Genomic DNA, 15,471 nt, shown 5'->3' with positions numbered 1-15,471 from the left:
GTGCTCGCCGCCCGGGGATAACTTCTGTGGCGCGCCCCGGACCGCCTCCCCGCCGCCCGGGGCCCCGTCAGCTCGTCACCCGTGGTTCCCCTGGGAGGGCCCCATGTGTTTGTTCCAGTACGACGACGACCCCGAGCCCGAGGAACGGGTCCCGGCCGGACCCCTGTACGTCCCGGTCCGGCCGGGTGCCGGGGAGGTGGCGGTGCGGCTGTTCCGCACCCCGCTGGGCGCTCGTACCGCCGTCGGGTTCACCCGCGCGGAGCTGCTCGCCGCCACCCTCGGGGCGGGCCACCCCTGGATCCGGCTCTCCGAGCCGGCGCTGCGTGCGCTGGCCGCGCCGCTGGGGGTGGCGGCGCTGACCGTCGACCCGACCCTGACCGCGCCGGCGGCCGCCCCGGCGGGGCGGCCGGCCGCGGCACCGGGTGCGGGTCCGGACTCCGGCGCGCGGGTGGCCGGGGTCTCCGTCGAGGCCGGCTGAGGGGGAGGGACCGTCATGACCGTCGAAGTGCTCTCCGAGGCCGCGGCCGGCGCCGACGACCTCCGTGTGTGGCCCGCCTCCACGGCCCGGCTCCCGCACGGCGGCCTGGCCGTCGGCGGGGTGTCGCTGGCGGAGGTCGCCCAGCGGTTCGACACCCCCGTCTACGTCCTGGACGAGGGCGAGGTGCGTGGTCGCTGCCGCACCTACCGGGCCGCCTTCCCCGACGGCGAGGTGCTCTACGCCGCCAAGGCGTTCCTCTCCCGCGCGATGGCCCGCTGGGTGCGGGAGGAGGGGCTGGGCCTGGACGTGTGCTCGGCCGGGGAGCTGGAGCTGGCCGTCACCTCGGGGTTCCCGCCCGAGCGCATCGTGCTGCACGGCAACGCCAAGTCCCCTCGGGACATCGCCTCCGCGCTGCGGCTGGGGGTGGGCCGGATCGTCATCGACAGTGCCTCCGAGATCGCCCGTATCGCGGCGGCCGTGGGCCCCGGCGGGCACCAGCGGGTGCTGGTGCGGGTGGTCCCCGGCGTGGAGGCGGGCGGGCACGAGAAGGTCCGTACCGGTACGGAGGGCCAGAAGTTCGGATTGTCGGCCACCGACGGGAGCGCCCAGCGGGCCGTCGCCCGCGTGCTGGGCCAGCCGCAGCTCGAACTCGTCGGCCTGCACTGCCACATCGGCTCGCAGATCACCGGGGTGGACGCCTATCTCGTGGCGCTGGGCCGCATGGTGGAGCTGATGGCCGCGGTGCGCGAGGCGCACGGGGTCGTGCTGCCCGAGCTGGACCTGGGCGGCGGGCACGGCATCGCCTACCGGCCCGGAGAGGCGGCCCTGGACCTCACCTCGCTGGCGCGGGAGCTGCGCGCCGCGCTGGCGGGCCGCTGCGCGGCGGCCGGGCTGCCGGTGCCCCGGCTGACCGTGGAGCCGGGTCGGGCGATCGCCGGGCCCGCGGGGGTGGCCGTGTACCGGGTGCTCGCCGTCAAGCACTCCGGAGGGAAGGTGTTCGTGGCCGTGGACGGCGGGATGAGCGACAACCCGCGGCCCGCCCTGTACGGGGTCCGCTACGCGCCCCGGCTGATCGGCCGGCGGTCCCCGGCGAACTCCCGTACGGCGACGGTCGTCGGCCGGCACTGCGAGGCGGGCGACGTCCTGGCCGTCGACGCCGAGCTGCCGGAGGACGTCCGGCCGGGCGACCTGCTGGCCGTCCCGGTGGCCGGCGCCTACCAGCTGTCCATGGCCTCCGGCTACAACATGGTCGGCCGGCCGCCGGTGGTCGCCGTGCACGAGGGCACGGCACGGATCCTGGTGCGGCGGGAGACGCTGGAGGACTTCCGCGGCCGGGACGTCGGCGCCTGAGCCGTCCGGCACGCACGTGAGCCGTCCGGTTCCGGTATCCCCACACCGGAACCGGACGGCTCTTGTGATGCGCGACGGGTGACATGGCGCTCGGTCGCTGGATCCGGGCCCCCCACGGGCCGGTCACCGCGTCCTCGGGCGGGGTTCGTGCCCCGCCCTCGGCCGTACGCCGCGGAACTGCCATTCCGCTCCGTCGCCCCTCCAGTCTGCTGCCGCCCCGGACGCCCCCAGGACCCCCTTGACGCGTTCCTTCCGTTCGTTCACCGGTCCTTGACGCGCCCTTGATCTCCCGATCGGACTCCGCCCCGGGCGGGGCAGGGCGTGCGCACTCCCGGGAGGCGTCAGCGGCGGACCCTCGGCATGCCCAGGCCGATCCAGGAGATGATCTCGCGCTGGATCTCGTTGTTGCCGCCACCGAAGGTGAAGATGACGGCGCTGCGGTAGCCGCGTTCGAGTTCGCCGTGGAGGACCGCGCCGGCCGAGCCGTCCTTGAGGGCGCCCGCCGCGCCGACCACCTCCATCAGCCAGGCGTACGCGTCCCGGCGTGCCTCGGAGCCGTAGACCTTGACGGCGGAGGCGTCCTGGGGGGTGAGGGTGCCGGACTGGACGGCGTTCACCATCTGCCAGTTGAGGAGTTTCATCGCGTCCAGGCGGGCGTGGGTGCGCGCCAGGCGGCCGCGTACCCAGGACAGGTCGATGACGCGGCGGCCGTCGGCGAGCCGGGTGGCGGCGGCCCAGCGCTGGACGTCGTGGAGGGCGCGGACGGCCATCGTGCCGTGGGCGGCGAGGGTGACGCGCTCGTGGTTGAGCTGGTTGGTGATCAGGCGCCAGCCCCTGTTCTCCGGGCCGACGCGGCGGCTCGCGGGCACGCGGATGTCCTCGTAGTGGCTGGCGGTCGTGTCGTGCGAGGCGAGGGTGTTGATGAGGGTGCAGGAGTAGCCGGGGTCGGAGGTCGGGACCAGGAGCATCGTGATGCCCTTGTGGGCGGGGGCGTCCGGGTCGGTGCGGACGGCGAGCCAGACCCAGTCGGCGGTGTCGCCGTTGGTGGTCCAGATCTTCTGGCCGTTCACGACGTAGGTGCCGGTCTCCTCGTCGCCCTCGCGGACGGCCTTGCACCTGAGGGCGGCGAGGTCGGTGCCGGCGTCGGGTTCGCTGTAGCCGATGGCGAAGTCGATCTCGCCGGAGAGGATCCTCGGGAGGAAGTACGCCTTCTGCTCGTCGGTGCCGAACTGCATCAGGGTCGGGCCGACCGTGTTGAGCGCCATCAGCGGCAGCGGGACGACGGCCTGCGCGGCCTCGTCGAAGAAGATGAACTGGTCCATGGCGGACATGCCGCGGCCGCCGTACTCCTCGGGCCAGCCGACGCCGAGCCAGCCGTCCGCGCCGAGGCGGCGGATGGTCTCGCGGTAGAAGCGCTTCTGCGCGGCCGGGTCCTCGTAGCGGGCGTAGACGTCCTGCGGGACGAGCTCGGCGAAGTAGGCACGCAGCTCGGCGCGCAACTGCTGCTGCTCGGGCGTGTATTCGAGGTGCACGGCCCCTCCGGGATCCTCACGCTCCAGCCGGTCGCTGGGACGGCGGCGGTCAGAGTAGAACCTGTTACAGGAATAGGGAAGGGGCGGCGGGTCAGGGCGGCCCGCACGCGCCGACGCCCGGCCGGAGCCGGGCATCGGAGGGGGTGGGGAGGCGGGGAGGTGTCAGTCGAGTGCGGCGATCATGGCCTCGGCCGTCGCCGCCATCGCCGCGCGGGCGGCCGTGAGGTAGGGGCGCGGGTCGGCGCCGGTCAGGTGGGTGCGGATGGCCTCGGTCATGGCCACGTTGAGCGCGGTGCCGATGTTGACCTTGCGGATGCCCCCGGCGACCGCCGCCGCGAGCTCCCCGTCCGGCAGCCCGGAGGAACCGTGCAGCACCAGCGGCACGTCCACCGTCTTGGCCAGCCGCGCCAGCAGGGCGTGGTCCAGGGTGGCGGTCCGGCTGGTCATGGCGTGGGTGCTGCCGATGGCCACGGCCAGGGCGTCCACCCCGGAGTCGGCGACGAACCGCCGCGCCTCGTCGGGATCGGTGCGGGCGCCCGGCGCGTGCGGGTCCAGGGGGGCCTCCCCGTTCTTCCCGCCGACCTCGCCCAGCTCGGCCTCGATCCACAGGCCGTTCGCGTGGGCCCAGTCGGCCGCGGACCGGGTGGCCTCCAGGTTCTCGGCGTAGGGCAGGTGCGCGGCGTCGTACATCACGGAGCCGAACCCGGCGTCGGCGGCCCGCCGCAGCAGGTCGGAGCTCTTGACGTGGTCGAGGTGGAGCCCGACGGGCACCCGGGCGGCCTCCGCGCAGGCGGCCGCGGCCCGGGTGATGGGCAGCAGGGCGCCGCCGCGGAACTTCACCGCGTTCTCGCTGAGTTGGAGGATCACCGGCAGCCCGGCCCGCTCGGCCCCCTCGACCACGGCTTCGGCGTGCTCCAGGGTGATGACGTTGAAGGCGGCCACGGCGCGGCCGGCGGCGGCCGCCTGCGCGACGAGGTCGCCGGCGGCGGCGAGGCTCATCGGACCGCCCCCTCGCCGCTGGTGAGGATCACCGAGCGGGTGAGGTTGCGGGGCGCGTCCGGGTCCAGCCCGCGCGCGGCGGCGACCGCGACGGCCAGCCGGTGCACCCGGACCAGCTCGGCGAGCGGGTCCAGCGCGCCGTCCACCCATTCCGCGCCCGTGCCCCGCACCTGCTCGGCGATGCCGTCGGGGGTGCCGCCCAGCGACCAGGTCACCGAGCCGGGGCCGGTGACGCTGACCGGGCCGTGCCGGTACTCCATCGCCGGGTAGGCCTCCGCCCAGGACAGCGAGGCCTCGCGCATCTTCAGCGCGGCCTCGTGGGCCAGGCCCACGCTCCAGCCCCGCCCGAGGAAGGTGAACTGCCCCCGCGCCTCCAGTCCGGCGGGCAGCGGCGCGGCCAGCGCGGCGCGGCCGTCGGCGACCACCTGCGGGGTGTGCGCGCCGACGTGGGCCCGCAGGAGGGTGAGGGCGGTGGTGGCGAAGCGGGTCTGGACGACGGACCGTTCGTCGGCGAAGTCGAGCGTCACCAGCGCGTCGGCGAGGGTGGCCACGGGGGTGTCCGGGTCCCCGACGACGGCGGTGGCCGGGATCCCGGCCTCCCGCAGCCCGGCCAGCAGGTCGAGCACCTCGGTGGTGGTCCCGGACCGGGTCAGGGCCACCACCCGGTCGTAGCGGCGGTGGCGGGGGAACTCCGAGGCGGGGAAGGCGTCGGTCTCCCCCTGCCCCGCCTCCTCGCGCAGGACGGCCGCGGCCTGGGCCATGTAGTACGAGGTCCCGCACCCGACGACCGCGGTACGCTCCCCCGGCCCCGGCAGCACCGCCCGGTGGGCCGGGGCCAGTTCGGCGGCCCGTTCCCAGCTTTCGGGCTGCGTGGCCAACTCGTACGCGACGTGACTCATGCGGGCTCCCTGCGCGTTGGATGCGTCATCCTGGCGGTTCCTGCGTGCTGTGCTGCGTGCTGCGTGCTGCGTGCTGCGCCGCGTGCCGTTGCCACCTGCTGTTGCTGCGTGGCGCTGCTGCGTGTTCCTGCAAGGTAGCGGGCCGTTTCGCGCAACTTCAAGCAGCCACAGGGTGTTGGCCTCGGCTAATCTCAACGGCGGGGCCGGGAAAGGGATCCGCGGACGACACGGGAGGGGCGCCATGACCCGCACGGAACGCTGGCAGAGACTGCTGGACCTGCTGGTGGAGCGGGACGGGCTGGAGGTGGAGCCGGCCGCCGAGGCGCTCGGCGTGTCCGCCGCGACCATCCGCCGCGACCTCGACCAGCTGGCCGAGCAGCAGTTGCTGGTGCGCACGCGCGGCGGGGCGGTGCCGCACGGGGTCTCGTACGAACTCCCCCTGCGCTACCGCACCTCACGGCGGGCCGCCGAGAAGCGCCGGATCAGCGAGGCCGTCGCGGCGCTGATCGCGCCGGGCGAGGTGGTCGGCCTGACGGGCGGCACCACCACGACGGAGGTCGCCCGCGCCCTGGCGGCCCGCCCGGACCTGGCCGGCGGCTCCCCCGCGCTGACGGTGGTGACCAACGCCCTGAACATCGCGGGCGAACTGGTGATCCGGCCCCAGTTCAAGATCGTGCTGACGGGCGGGGTGGCCCGCCCCCAGTCGTACGAACTCACCGGTCCGCTGGCGCAGCAGACGCTCGGTCAGCTCACCGTGGACACGGCGGTGGTGGGCGTGGACGCCTTCGACCCGGCGGACGGCGCGGCCACCCGCCACGAGGACGAGGCGGCCGTCAACGCCCTGCTCTGCGAGCGCGCGCGCCGTCTGGTCGTCGCGGCGGACTCCACGAAGCTGGGCGTCCGCGCCTTCGCCCGTATCTGCGCCACCTCCGCCGTGCACGTCCTGGTGACCGACACGGCCCTCACGGAGGCCGCCGCCCGCCCCTTCCGGGACGCGGGCGTGGAGGTCGTACGGGTCTGACGGAGCGGCGGCGGCCCCTGTGAGGGTCATCACGCCGGCGAACCGGGTGTGCCCTACAACCTTCCTGACCGGGCGCCGGTCACCTGGGTGACCACGGGCGGCCGCGCCGGGTGGAACGTCGCGCCGGCCGTCCGGCCTCCAGCGTAAGGACACCATGAAGCTGCACCGTTTCCTCGCCACCACCGCCGTCATGGCGGCCGTCGGGCCGGCGGCCCTGCTCGCGGCCCCGGCGGCCCAGGCGAACGAGGTCACCCCCTCCCCCGGGGTCGTGCCGTCGACCTCGGCCCCGTCCCCGTCGGGCGGCCACGTCCCGCCGACCCCGGCCCCGGGCCGGACGGACGGGGGCACGACGGGAGGCGCCGGCTCCACCGGGCCGACCCCGTCCGCCCGGCCCGGCGCCTCCACCCGGCCGGACACGCCGGGGGCCACCCCCTCGCCCTCGTACTCCCGTCCCACCTTCTGCACCGGCATCCCCGAGGAGGAACGCGGCAAGACCTCCCTGCGCGGGCTGCCCGGTAAGATCGTGGCGGGTTCGGGCTGGCACGAGTTCACGTACCGCGTGGCCAACGTGTCGAAGACGACGGTGATGGAGACCGACGTCTCCCTCGACCTCGGCACCGCCGACCCGAAGCTGCACGACGTGGCCCAGCTCGCCGTCACGGTCGAGTGGTTCGACGCGGCGGGCGGCACGTGGAAGCGCATCGAGGGTGAGGGCGCGGGCGTCTGGGACCACGAACGGTTCGCCACGGCGAAGCGCCTGGAGCCGGGCGAGTACGCCGACGCCCGCATGCGCATCAGGATCGGCGACCGGGCCACGCCCGGGACCGGCTACTTCTTCACGATCGGCCACTCCTACGGCGAGGACGGCCAGTGCGGTTTCGATGACATCAGCCGGTTCGACTTCACGGTCCTGGCCCCCGGCGCGAAGCCCGGCGACGTCGAGGACGCCAAGGGCAGGCCCGCCGAGCCCGGTACCCCGGGGCTCCCGGACGGCGCGGGCGGGGCCGGCCACCAGCCCGGCCCGCAGGGCGGCCGCGGCGAACTCCCGGTGAGCGGACGGCTCGCCCGGACCGGCTCCTCCTCCGCGCTCCCGGCCGTCGCCGCCGTCGGCGGCGCCGCGGTCGTGGCCGGAGCCGGAGCCGTCTTCCTGGTGCGCCGTCGCAAGGCCGCCTCGTAGCCACCGTCCGCGGGGCCCGGCGCACCGGCACCCGCGCCGGGGCCCCGCGGGCCGGGGTCCCGGCCGGCGGGGTCAGTGGGCCGGGAGCCGCTCCCCTTCCCGGGACAGGGTCGACAGGACCGGGGCGATCAGCGGGTGCGACTCGGCGCCGCGGCGGGTGGCGGCGAAGACGCGGCGGGTGGCGGCCGGGCCCGTGACCGGGCGGACGCGGACCTCCTGGAGGTCCATGCCCCGCAGCGCCGAACGCGGGACCAGGGCCACCCCGGCGCCCGCGGCGACCAGGGCGGTGACGGCGCGGAAGTCGTCGGAGAGGTGCACGAAACGGGGCTGGAAGCCCGCCAGTTCGCAGGCCAGTAGGGTCACGTCGTGGCACGGGTTGCCCGGGTACTGGCCCACCCACTCCGCGTCGGAGAGGTCCGCCAGGGACACCTCCGGGTGATCGGCGAAGGGGTGGCCCGCCGGCAGGACCGCGTCGAAGGGCTCCGCGTACAGCGGGATCACCGAGAGGCGGCCGTCGTCGGCGCCGGGCGCGCCCCGGTACTCGACCGCGAGGGCCAGGTCCGCCTCCCCGTCGAGCAGCTGGAGCAGGCTCTGGTCGCCCTCGGCGTCGCGGACGCGGAGCCTGATGCCGGGGTACTCGCGGGCGAGACGGGCCATGGCCGGGGCCAGCACCTGGGCGATACCGGTCGCGAAGGCGGCCACGGTGACCTCGCCGGCCGCCCCGCCCGCGTAGGCGGCGAGTTCCGCCTCGGCCCGTTCCAGCTGGGCGAGCACCTCGTGGGCGTGGGCGAGCAGGATCTCCCCGGCGGCGGTCGGCCGTACCCCGCGGCCGCTGCGGTGGAGCAGGGTGTGGCCGGTCTCCTGCTCCAGCGCGGCGAGCTGCTGGGAGACGGCGGAGGGGGTGAGGTACAGGGCTGCGGCCGCGGCGGTCACCGTACGGTGGTCCGCCACGGCCCGCAGGATGCGCAGCCGGCGGGGGTCGATCACCCCTCCATGATGTCAGCCCTGAGCAGCGGAAAGCGCCGCGCGGGCGTCGACGAAGGCGGCCACCGCGCGCTCCACGTCGGCCGTCGAGTGGGCCGCGGACAGCTGGACGCGGATGCGGGCCTGACCCATCGGCACGACGGGGTACGAGAAGCCGATGACGTACACGCCGCGCTCCAGGAGCAGCTCGGCCATCCGGCCCGCCTCGGCGGCGTCGCCGATCATGACGGGGGCGATGGCGTGGTCGCCGGGCAGGATCTCGAAGCCTGCCTCGGTCATCTTCGTGCGGAAGAGCTTCGTGTTGGCCGCGAGCCGGTCGCGCAGGTCGCCGGCGGACTCCAGCAGGTCGAGGACCTTCAGGGAGGCGGCGGCGATGACCGGGGCGAGGGAGTTGGAGAAGAGGTACGGGCGCGAGCGCTGGCGCAGCAGCTCGACGATCTCGGCGCGGGCGGCGACGTAGCCGCCGGAGGCGCCGCCGAGGGCCTTGCCGAGGGTGCCGGTGATGATGTCGATCCGGTCCATGACGCCGTGCAGTTCGGGGGTGCCGCGGCCGCCGGGGCCGACGAAGCCGACGGCGTGGGAGTCGTCGACCATGACCATGGCGTCGTAGCGGTCGGCGAGGTCGCAGATCTCGTCGAGCGGGGCGACGTAGCCGTCCATGGAGAAGACGCCGTCGGTGACGATGAGCTTGCGGCGGGCGCCCCCCTCGGTGGCGGTCTTGAGCTGGGCTTCCAGGTCCGCCATGTCGCGGTTGGCGTAGCGGAAGCGGCGGGCCTTGGAGAGGCGGATGCCGTCGATGATGGAGGCGTGGTTGAGGGCGTCGGAGATCACCGCGTCCTCGGCGCCGAGGAGGGTCTCGAAGACGCCGCCGTTGGCGTCGAAGCAGGAGGAGTAGAGGATCGTGTCCTCCTGGCCGAGGAAGGCCGACAGGCGGGCCTCCAGCTCCTTGTGGACCTCCTGGGTGCCGCAGATGAAGCGGACCGAGGCCATGCCGTAGCCCCAGCGGTCGAGGGCGTCCTTGGCGGCGGCGACGACCTCGGGGTGGTCGGCGAGGCCGAGGTAGTTGTTGGCGCAGAAGTTCAGGACCTCGCCGGGGGCGCCGCCCGCGGTGACCGCGACGGCGGCGCTCTGCGGGGTGCCGATGACGCGCTCGGGCTTGTGCAGGCCGGCGGCGCGGATCTCGGCGAGGGTGGCTCGGAGGTCCTCGCGGACGGACTCGAACATGGTCGGTTCTCCTTGTGCGGTATGCCGTCCGGCGGACGGTGGGAGGGGCCGGGCCCCGCGGAGGGGGGAGGGTGTGCGGGGCCCGGCCCGAGGGAGATGGTCTGGTGGCTGCCCGGCCCGCACCGCCGCGACACGCGCGGCGGCGGGCGGGCAGGAGCGCGGCGGCGTCCGGCGAGGGACGGCGGAGGTGCCGCCCCGGGGCCTGCCCGGGCGGGCCCTGGCGGGCGCCGGCGCGGGCTGCCCGGCGGGCACCGGCTGGCGCCGTGAGGAGCCTGCACCCGCCGCCGGGGTTACTTCGTCCAGTCCAGGATGATCTTGCCGCTGCGGGCGGTGGCGGCCTCGTCGAAGGCGGCCTGGAAGTCGGTGTGCGCGTAGCGGCCGGTGATGACGGGGGTCAGGTCGAGCCCGCCCTCCAGCAGCACGGTCATCGCGTACCAGGTCTCGAACATCTCACGGCCGTAGATGCCCTTGATGGTGATCATCGAGGTGACGACCTTGGCCCAGTCGACCGGGAACTCCTGCGCCGGCAGGCCCAGCATCGCGATCCTGCCGCCGTGCGTCATGTTGTCGATCATGTCGCGCATCGCCTCACCGCGGCCGGACATCTCCAGGCCGACGTCGAAGCCCTCGCGCAGGCCCAGGCGGGTCTGCGCCTCGGCGATGGAGGACTCGGCGACGTTCACGGCGAGGGTGGCGCCCGCCTTGCGGGCGATCTCCAGGCGCTCGGGGCTGACGTCGGTGATGACCACGTTGCGCGCGCCGGCGTGCTTGGCGACGGCGGCCGCCATGATGCCGATCGGGCCCGCGCCGGTGATCAGCACGTCCTCGCCGACCAGCGGGAAGGAGAGCGCGGTGTGCACGGCGTTGCCGAAGGGGTCGAAGATGGCGGCGACGTCCAGGTCGACCTGGGTGCGGTGCACCCAGACGTTCTGCGCGGGCAGGACCACGTACTCGGCGAAGGCCCCGTCGCGTCCGACACCGAGCCCGATGGTGGAGCGGCACAGGTGGCGGCGGCCGGCCAGGCAGTTGCGGCACTTGCCGCACACCAGGTGGCCCTCGCCGCTGACCAGGGCGCCGACCTCGATGTCGCGGACGTCGGCGCCGAGCGCGGCGACCTCGCCGACGAACTCGTGGCCGAGGACGAGCGGGGTCTTGACGGCGCCCTGGGCCCAGCCGTCCCAGGCGCGGATGTGCAGGTCGGTCCCGCAGATACCGGTGCGCAGCACCTTGATCAGCACGTCACCGGGGCCGTACTCCGGCTCGGGGACGTCCATGAGCCACAGCCCGGGTTCGGCTTTGTGCTTGACGAGTGCCTTCATGGGGGTGGCTCCAGGCGTGCGGAAGGAGGGGCCGCCGGGCCCGCTGGTGCGCGAGCGGCGTGGTGACGGGCACCAATCTGCCGATCGGTGCGGTGATCAGTCCATCGAGACTTTCTTAAGCGGGTCGACAGCGCAGCTTCACGCCTATGCTCCTCCCTGGAACGGGGTAGGGCCCGGGCCGGGACCGCCGCGGCGGTCCGGGGCCGGGGTGAAAGGGGAGGTGAGGGGCGTGCCGAGTCTGCGCAGCAGGGCGTTGTCGGCCGCACTGGTCGCGACGGGCCGCCGAAGACGGTTCGCCACCGCCGAGGCGGTCCGGGCGACGGTGGCGCAGGCGGCCCGCAGGCCCGCCTCGCACCTGCCGCCGCGTTCGCTGGGGCGGGTCGCGGAGGTGTCGCGGACCTTCGTCGGCGCCTGGCCCGTGTACGACGTCTCCCCGCTCGGGGAGGAGCCCGTGGCGCGGGTGCTGTACGTGCACGGCGGGGCGTTCATCAACGAGCTGGTGCGGCCGCACTGGTCGCTGATCCGGACCCTGGTGACACGGGCCCGCGCCCGGGTGGTGGTGCCGGCGTACGTGCTGGCTCCGCGCGGGACGGCGGACCGGACGGTGCCGGTGGCCGCGGACCTGCTGAGCGGCCTGATCGAGAGCGGCGGCGCGGGCGGGACGGTGCTGCTCGGCGACTCGGCCGGGGCGGGGATGGCGCTGGCCGCGGCGCAGCGGCTGCGCGAGCGGACCGGGGCGCAGCCGTCGCGGATCGTGCTGATCTCGCCCTGGCTGGACGTGAGCATGAGCCACCCCGGCCAGGCGGAGATCGAGGCCGCCGACCCGGTGCTGGCCCGGCCGGGGCTGGCGGAGGCGGGCCGGCTGTACGCGGGCACGCTGACGGCGGACGATCCGCGGGTGAGCCCGCTGCACGGGTCGTTCGCGGGGCTGGCGCCGCTGACGGTGTTCACCGGGACCCGGGACGTGCTGACCACGGACAGCCGGGAGCTGCTGCGCCGGGCGCGGGCGGCCGGGGCGCAGGTGGAGTGGCACGAGGAGCCGGGCATGCCGCACGGGTACCCGCTGCTGCCGGTCCCGGAGGGGCGGGCGGCCCGGGACCGGATCGTGGAGCTGGTGCGGGCGACGGCCGACGAGGAGTGAGCCCGGGCCACGGGGGTCCGGGGCCCTACGCCGTGCAGGTCATCAGGGAGCTGACCGGCGCGGCGCGGTAGGCGGTCCAGTACGCCTCGTCGCGCGCCGCGTCGGGGGGCGGGGTGCGGCTGGGCTGCCAGGCGACGGTGGAGAAGCCGGCGTCGACGGCGGCCTCGGCGAAGTCGGCGTGCGCCCATTCCCGGTACTCGAAGTGGACCGGGGGTTCGGTCAGGAACTGGGCCTTGAGCAGCGGCGCGTCGCCGTCGGGCACCCGGTCGAGGATGCGCATGCCGTACGGGGACCAGTCGACGCGGGGGTAGGCGCCGGGGTTGCGGACGAGGGAGAGCAGCCTGCCGCCGGGGCGCATGTTGGCGCGGATGCCGCGGAACATGGCGTGCAGGGCGGCCCGGTCCGCGGCGTGGTTGAACAGGTAGACGGCGGTGACCAGGTCGAAGGGGCCGAGCGGGGGCATGTCGGCGGCGTCGGCGACGACGTACTCGACGGCGGGGCCCCGCCCGTCCCGGCCGCCGCTCTGCCGCTCGCGGGCCCGGCGGACCCGGTCGGGGCAGCTGTCGACGCCGACGGTGCGCCGGGCGCCGCCGCGCGCGAGCAGCGCGGCGGTGGCGCCGTGTCCGCAGGCCACGTCGAGGGTGTCGAGGTCGCGGACTCCGCCGAGGGCGTCGAGCGCGGTGCGCAGGGTGTGGGCGTCGGCCGCGGTGAAGGCGGCCCGGGGCGCGGGGTGGCCGGAGGTGTCGTCATGCATGCGCCCATGCCTCCCCGGCGGGGGCGCGGGGGACGGCAGCGGGGGCCGGTGCGTCCCCCGTACGGGGGAGGCGTTCGGGTCAGTGCGTGCCCGGCGGCGGACCTCACCCCCGCCAGGGGGGCGGCGCCGCGCGCGGTGGCGGCGGTGCTGCCGGTCGCCTCGGCGGTGGTGGCGTCCGGACTCCGCGGGGCGGGGGGCCGCCGGAGTGCAGCGCCCGGGGGCCAGGGAGCATCCTGACCGTATGACGGCGAGACCGGGCGGCGGCGGCCCGGCGTCCGACGCCGCGGGCCGGGTGCTCGCGCGGGCGACGGTGGCTGCCGTGCGGGCGCTCGGCGGCTGGGCGGGCGGCGTCTACCTGCGTTCGGAGACCGAAGGGCTGCTGCGGATGGCGGCGGTGACGGGTCTGCCGGGGCGGTTGTTCCGGCCCTGGTGGCGGATCCAGGTGAACCGCCCGTACCCGGTGGCGGAGGCCTTCCGGACCGGCCAGGCCGTACACCTGGCGGACGGGGAGGCCGCCATGCGGCGCTTCCCCCAGCTGATGGCGGGGCTGCCGTTCCCGTTCGGGTCGCTGTACGAACCGGTGGCCGCCGGGCCGCAGCGGTTCGGGGTGCTGCTGGTGGTGCGTCCCGCGACGGCCGCGGTGGACGCCGGGGAGCGGCGGCTGATGCGGGAGGCCGCCGAGGGGCTGGCGCGGGAGCTGGCGGGGCTGGCGGCGGCCGGGGATCCGGTGCGCTGGGACGGGGACCCGCTGTGCGTGCCGTGGCCCGTGCCGGGCGGGGGCGCGGGGGAGGCCGTGGACCGGCTGGTGCAGGGGGTGCTGTCGGTGGACCGGCAAGGGGTCGTCGGGTTCGCCAGTGCCGCTGCCGGGCAGCTGCTCGGGCTGTCGGCGGGGCGCCTGGTGGGGCGGCCGCTGTGGGAGGCGCTGCCGTGGCTGGAGCACCCGGCGTACGAGGACCACTTCCGGGGGGCCTTCCTCTCCGGTGAGCCGGTGTTCTTCGACGCCCGGGCCGGGGCGGGCGCGGATCCGAAGGCGCTGTCGGTGGGCCTGTATCCGGGGCCGGCGGGGGTGACGGTGGTCCTGGAGGCGGCCGAGCGGCCCGTGTACGCGCCCGGTGCGGCGGCCCGGCCGGGGGCCGGGCCCGGGGCTCCGGCCGCTCGGGCCTCGGCGCTGTACCGGCCGGTGGCGCTGGCGATCGCGCTGACCGAGGCGATGACGGCCCGCCAGGTGTCGGCGGTGGTCACCGAGGAGCTGCTGCCCGCGTTCGGGGGCCGTCAGCTGGCGATCTACCTGCTGGACGAGCGGCACCTGCACCTCGCCTGGGAGACCGGTTTCCCCAAGGGGTTCCTGGACCGGTTCGACGGGGTCTCCCTGGACGTGCGGCTGCCGGGCGTGGAGACGCTGACCTCCGGGCGGCCGCTGTTCTTCGAGTCGATGCAGCACCTGGCGTCGGCCTATCCGGGGATCCCGCTGGACGCCGACGTCGGCGCCCGGGCCTTCCTCCCGCTGATCGCCTCGGGCCGCCCGGTGGGCTCGTGCATCCTCGGCTTCGACGCGCCGCGCGGGTTCGGCCAGGAGGAGCGTACGGTCCTCACCGCGCTGGCCGGGCTGATCGCGCAGGCCCTGGCCCGGGCGCGGCGCTACGAGAACGAGGCGGCGCTGGCCAGGGGGCTCCAGGCGGCGCTGCTGCCGCACCGGCTGCCGCTGGCGGGCCGCGTGGCGACGGTGGGCCGGTACCTGCCGGGTTCGGCGGGGATGGACGTGGGCGGCGACTGGTACGACGTCATCGAGGCGGCCTCGGGCCGGCTGGCGCTGGTGATCGGGGACGTGCAGGGGCACGGGGTGGCGGCCGCCGCGACCATGGGCCAGCTGCGCAGTGCCGTACGGGCCTTCACCATCGGCGGCAGCACCCCGGAGCAGGTGGTGCGGGGCACCAACCGGCTGCTGATCGACCTGGACCCGGGGCAGTTCGCCAGCTGCTGCTACGTCCTGCTCGACCCGGAGTCGGGCCGCGCCCTGGCCGCCCGGGCGGGGCATCCGCAGCCGCTGCTGCGCCGCCCGGACGGCCGCGCCGAGGTACTGGACCTGGCGGGCGGGGTGGTCCTCGGCGTCGACCCTGGGGCCGACTACCCGGAAACGGAACTGCTGCTGGAGCCGGGCGCGGTGCTGGCCCTGTACACCGACGGGCTCGTCGAGGTTCCGGGCGCGGACATCGACGAGGGCGTCGAGCGGCTGCGGTCCGCCCTGGCGGGGGCCCGTCCGGCACCGCTGACGGAGACCGCGGACCGGCTGGTGGCCGAGTCGGACGGCCAGGCCGACCGTCCGGACGACATCGCCCTCCTCTTGGCGTCCCGGCGCTGACGCAGGGCAAAGCGGAAGGAAATTCATCCGGATCTCCGTGCGGTTCCCGCACCCCGTACCGGGCCGTTGTTTACACGGCCTTAATGCCATGACGGCGTGTCGGGCTTGCGCCGGACGATGGAATCCGTACATGGACAGCTCTTGACCTGCGGATGTCGTCGAGTTTCCATATCGGCCCGGGAGCCACACCAACGGAAGTGCCCACCACCGCCTCGGAGGCGATACCGCTCCCGC

General features: G+C 75.4%; 13 protein-coding genes. 6 read left to right on the top strand and 7 right to left on the bottom strand.

Annotation, left to right across the window (positions count from 1 at the left end; all coding sequences use genetic code 11):
- The first annotated feature begins 103 nt into the window (after positions 1 to 103).
- Positions 104 to 478, top strand: coding sequence for an SAV_915 family protein (locus ACZ5NJ_RS10085; protein WP_468764243.1), 375 nt, complete (start codon positions 104 to 106; stop codon positions 476 to 478).
- A gap of 15 nt (positions 479 to 493) precedes the next feature.
- Positions 494 to 1,828 carry a diaminopimelate decarboxylase gene (lysA, locus tag ACZ5NJ_RS10080; protein ID WP_468764242.1) on the top strand — a complete coding sequence of 445 codons (1,335 nt, stop codon included), beginning with the start codon at positions 494 to 496 and terminating at the stop codon, positions 1,826 to 1,828.
- A gap of 341 nt (positions 1,829 to 2,169) precedes the next feature.
- On the opposite strand, the gene ACZ5NJ_RS10075 is transcribed toward lysA, so the two are convergent.
- The 3 genes from ACZ5NJ_RS10075 to ACZ5NJ_RS10065 form a co-directional block, all read right to left on the bottom strand.
- Positions 2,170 to 3,360 (bottom strand): acyl-CoA dehydrogenase family protein, encoded by a 1,191-nt coding sequence (locus ACZ5NJ_RS10075; protein ID WP_468764241.1) that lies wholly within the window; start codon positions 3,358 to 3,360, stop codon positions 2,170 to 2,172.
- Positions 3,361 to 3,522: 162 nt separating this feature from the next.
- Positions 3,523 to 4,359: a class II fructose-bisphosphate aldolase gene (locus tag ACZ5NJ_RS10070; RefSeq protein WP_468764240.1), complete on the bottom strand. Its 837-nt coding sequence runs from the start codon at positions 4,357 to 4,359 to the stop codon at positions 3,523 to 3,525.
- Positions 4,356 to 5,258 carry an SIS domain-containing protein gene (locus ACZ5NJ_RS10065; protein ID WP_468764239.1) on the bottom strand — a complete coding sequence of 301 codons (903 nt, stop codon included), beginning with the start codon at positions 5,256 to 5,258 and terminating at the stop codon, positions 4,356 to 4,358. The genes ACZ5NJ_RS10070 and ACZ5NJ_RS10065 overlap by 4 nt, the downstream gene beginning before the upstream one ends.
- 241 nt (positions 5,259 to 5,499) lie before the next feature.
- Here ACZ5NJ_RS10065 and ACZ5NJ_RS10060 point away from each other — a divergent pair, with 241 nt between their 5' ends.
- Complete coding sequence (locus ACZ5NJ_RS10060) at positions 5,500 to 6,279, top strand: DeoR/GlpR family DNA-binding transcription regulator (protein WP_468764238.1); 780 nt, start codon at positions 5,500 to 5,502, stop codon at positions 6,277 to 6,279.
- A gap of 154 nt (positions 6,280 to 6,433) precedes the next feature.
- Complete coding sequence (locus ACZ5NJ_RS10055) at positions 6,434 to 7,456, top strand: LPXTG cell wall anchor domain-containing protein (RefSeq protein WP_468764237.1); 1,023 nt, start codon at positions 6,434 to 6,436, stop codon at positions 7,454 to 7,456.
- Between the two features lie 72 nt (positions 7,457 to 7,528).
- Here the strand turns inward: ACZ5NJ_RS10055 and ACZ5NJ_RS10050 are convergent, their stop codons facing one another.
- The 3 genes from ACZ5NJ_RS10050 to tdh all read right to left on the bottom strand — a co-directional run bounded on the left by ACZ5NJ_RS10050 (position 7,529) and on the right by tdh (position 10,983).
- Positions 7,529 to 8,443: a LysR family transcriptional regulator gene (locus ACZ5NJ_RS10050; protein WP_468764235.1), complete on the bottom strand. Its 915-nt coding sequence runs from the start codon at positions 8,441 to 8,443 to the stop codon at positions 7,529 to 7,531.
- Between the two features lie 12 nt (positions 8,444 to 8,455).
- The gene (locus ACZ5NJ_RS10045) at positions 8,456 to 9,664 is read right to left on the bottom strand and encodes a glycine C-acetyltransferase (RefSeq protein WP_468764234.1); all 1,209 of its coding nucleotides are present in this window, start codon (positions 9,662 to 9,664) and stop codon (positions 8,456 to 8,458) included.
- 290 nt (positions 9,665 to 9,954) lie between these two features.
- Positions 9,955 to 10,983 carry an L-threonine 3-dehydrogenase gene (gene tdh / locus ACZ5NJ_RS10040; protein ID WP_468764233.1) on the bottom strand — a complete coding sequence of 343 codons (1,029 nt, stop codon included), beginning with the start codon at positions 10,981 to 10,983 and terminating at the stop codon, positions 9,955 to 9,957.
- 229 nt (positions 10,984 to 11,212) lie between these two features.
- Here tdh and ACZ5NJ_RS10035 point away from each other — a divergent pair, with 229 nt between their 5' ends.
- On the top strand, positions 11,213 to 12,124 hold the full coding sequence (locus tag ACZ5NJ_RS10035) for an alpha/beta hydrolase fold domain-containing protein (RefSeq protein ID WP_468764232.1): 912 nt from the start codon (positions 11,213 to 11,215) through the stop codon (positions 12,122 to 12,124).
- Between the two features lie 25 nt (positions 12,125 to 12,149).
- On the opposite strand, the gene ACZ5NJ_RS10030 is transcribed toward ACZ5NJ_RS10035, so the two are convergent.
- Complete coding sequence (locus ACZ5NJ_RS10030; RefSeq protein WP_468764231.1) at positions 12,150 to 12,878, bottom strand: class I SAM-dependent methyltransferase; 729 nt, start codon at positions 12,876 to 12,878, stop codon at positions 12,150 to 12,152.
- Between the two features lie 241 nt (positions 12,879 to 13,119).
- On the opposite strand from ACZ5NJ_RS10030, the gene ACZ5NJ_RS10025 reads away from it, so the two are divergent.
- The gene (locus ACZ5NJ_RS10025) at positions 13,120 to 15,237 is read left to right on the top strand and encodes a GAF domain-containing SpoIIE family protein phosphatase (RefSeq protein WP_468764230.1); all 2,118 of its coding nucleotides are present in this window, start codon (positions 13,120 to 13,122) and stop codon (positions 15,235 to 15,237) included.
- Positions 15,238 to 15,471: the final 234 nt, after the last annotated feature.

Source organism: Streptomyces sp. NPDC032091 (genome assembly GCF_055580265.1).
The sequence above is the reverse complement of the archived record's forward strand: the minus strand, read 5'-3'. Positions and strand labels throughout refer to the sequence as shown.

Coding starts and splice junctions, on each gene's coding strand:
- ACZ5NJ_RS10085 (WP_468764243.1), top strand. CDS start 104: ATGTGTTTGTTCCAGTACGACGACGACCCCGAGCCCGAGGAACGGGTC.
- lysA (WP_468764242.1), top strand. CDS start 494: ATGACCGTCGAAGTGCTCTCCGAGGCCGCGGCCGGCGCCGACGACCTC.
- ACZ5NJ_RS10070 (WP_468764240.1), bottom strand. CDS start 4,359: ATGAGCCTCGCCGCCGCCGGCGACCTCGTCGCGCAGGCGGCCGCCGCC.
- ACZ5NJ_RS10065 (WP_468764239.1), bottom strand. CDS start 5,258: ATGAGTCACGTCGCGTACGAGTTGGCCACGCAGCCCGAAAGCTGGGAA.
- ACZ5NJ_RS10060 (WP_468764238.1), top strand. CDS start 5,500: ATGACCCGCACGGAACGCTGGCAGAGACTGCTGGACCTGCTGGTGGAG.
- ACZ5NJ_RS10055 (WP_468764237.1), top strand. CDS start 6,434: ATGAAGCTGCACCGTTTCCTCGCCACCACCGCCGTCATGGCGGCCGTC.
- ACZ5NJ_RS10045 (WP_468764234.1), bottom strand. CDS start 9,664: ATGTTCGAGTCCGTCCGCGAGGACCTCCGAGCCACCCTCGCCGAGATC.
- tdh (WP_468764233.1), bottom strand. CDS start 10,983: ATGAAGGCACTCGTCAAGCACAAAGCCGAACCCGGGCTGTGGCTCATG.
- ACZ5NJ_RS10030 (WP_468764231.1), bottom strand. CDS start 12,878: ATGCATGACGACACCTCCGGCCACCCCGCGCCCCGGGCCGCCTTCACC.
- ACZ5NJ_RS10025 (WP_468764230.1), top strand. CDS start 13,120: ATGACGGCGAGACCGGGCGGCGGCGGCCCGGCGTCCGACGCCGCGGGC.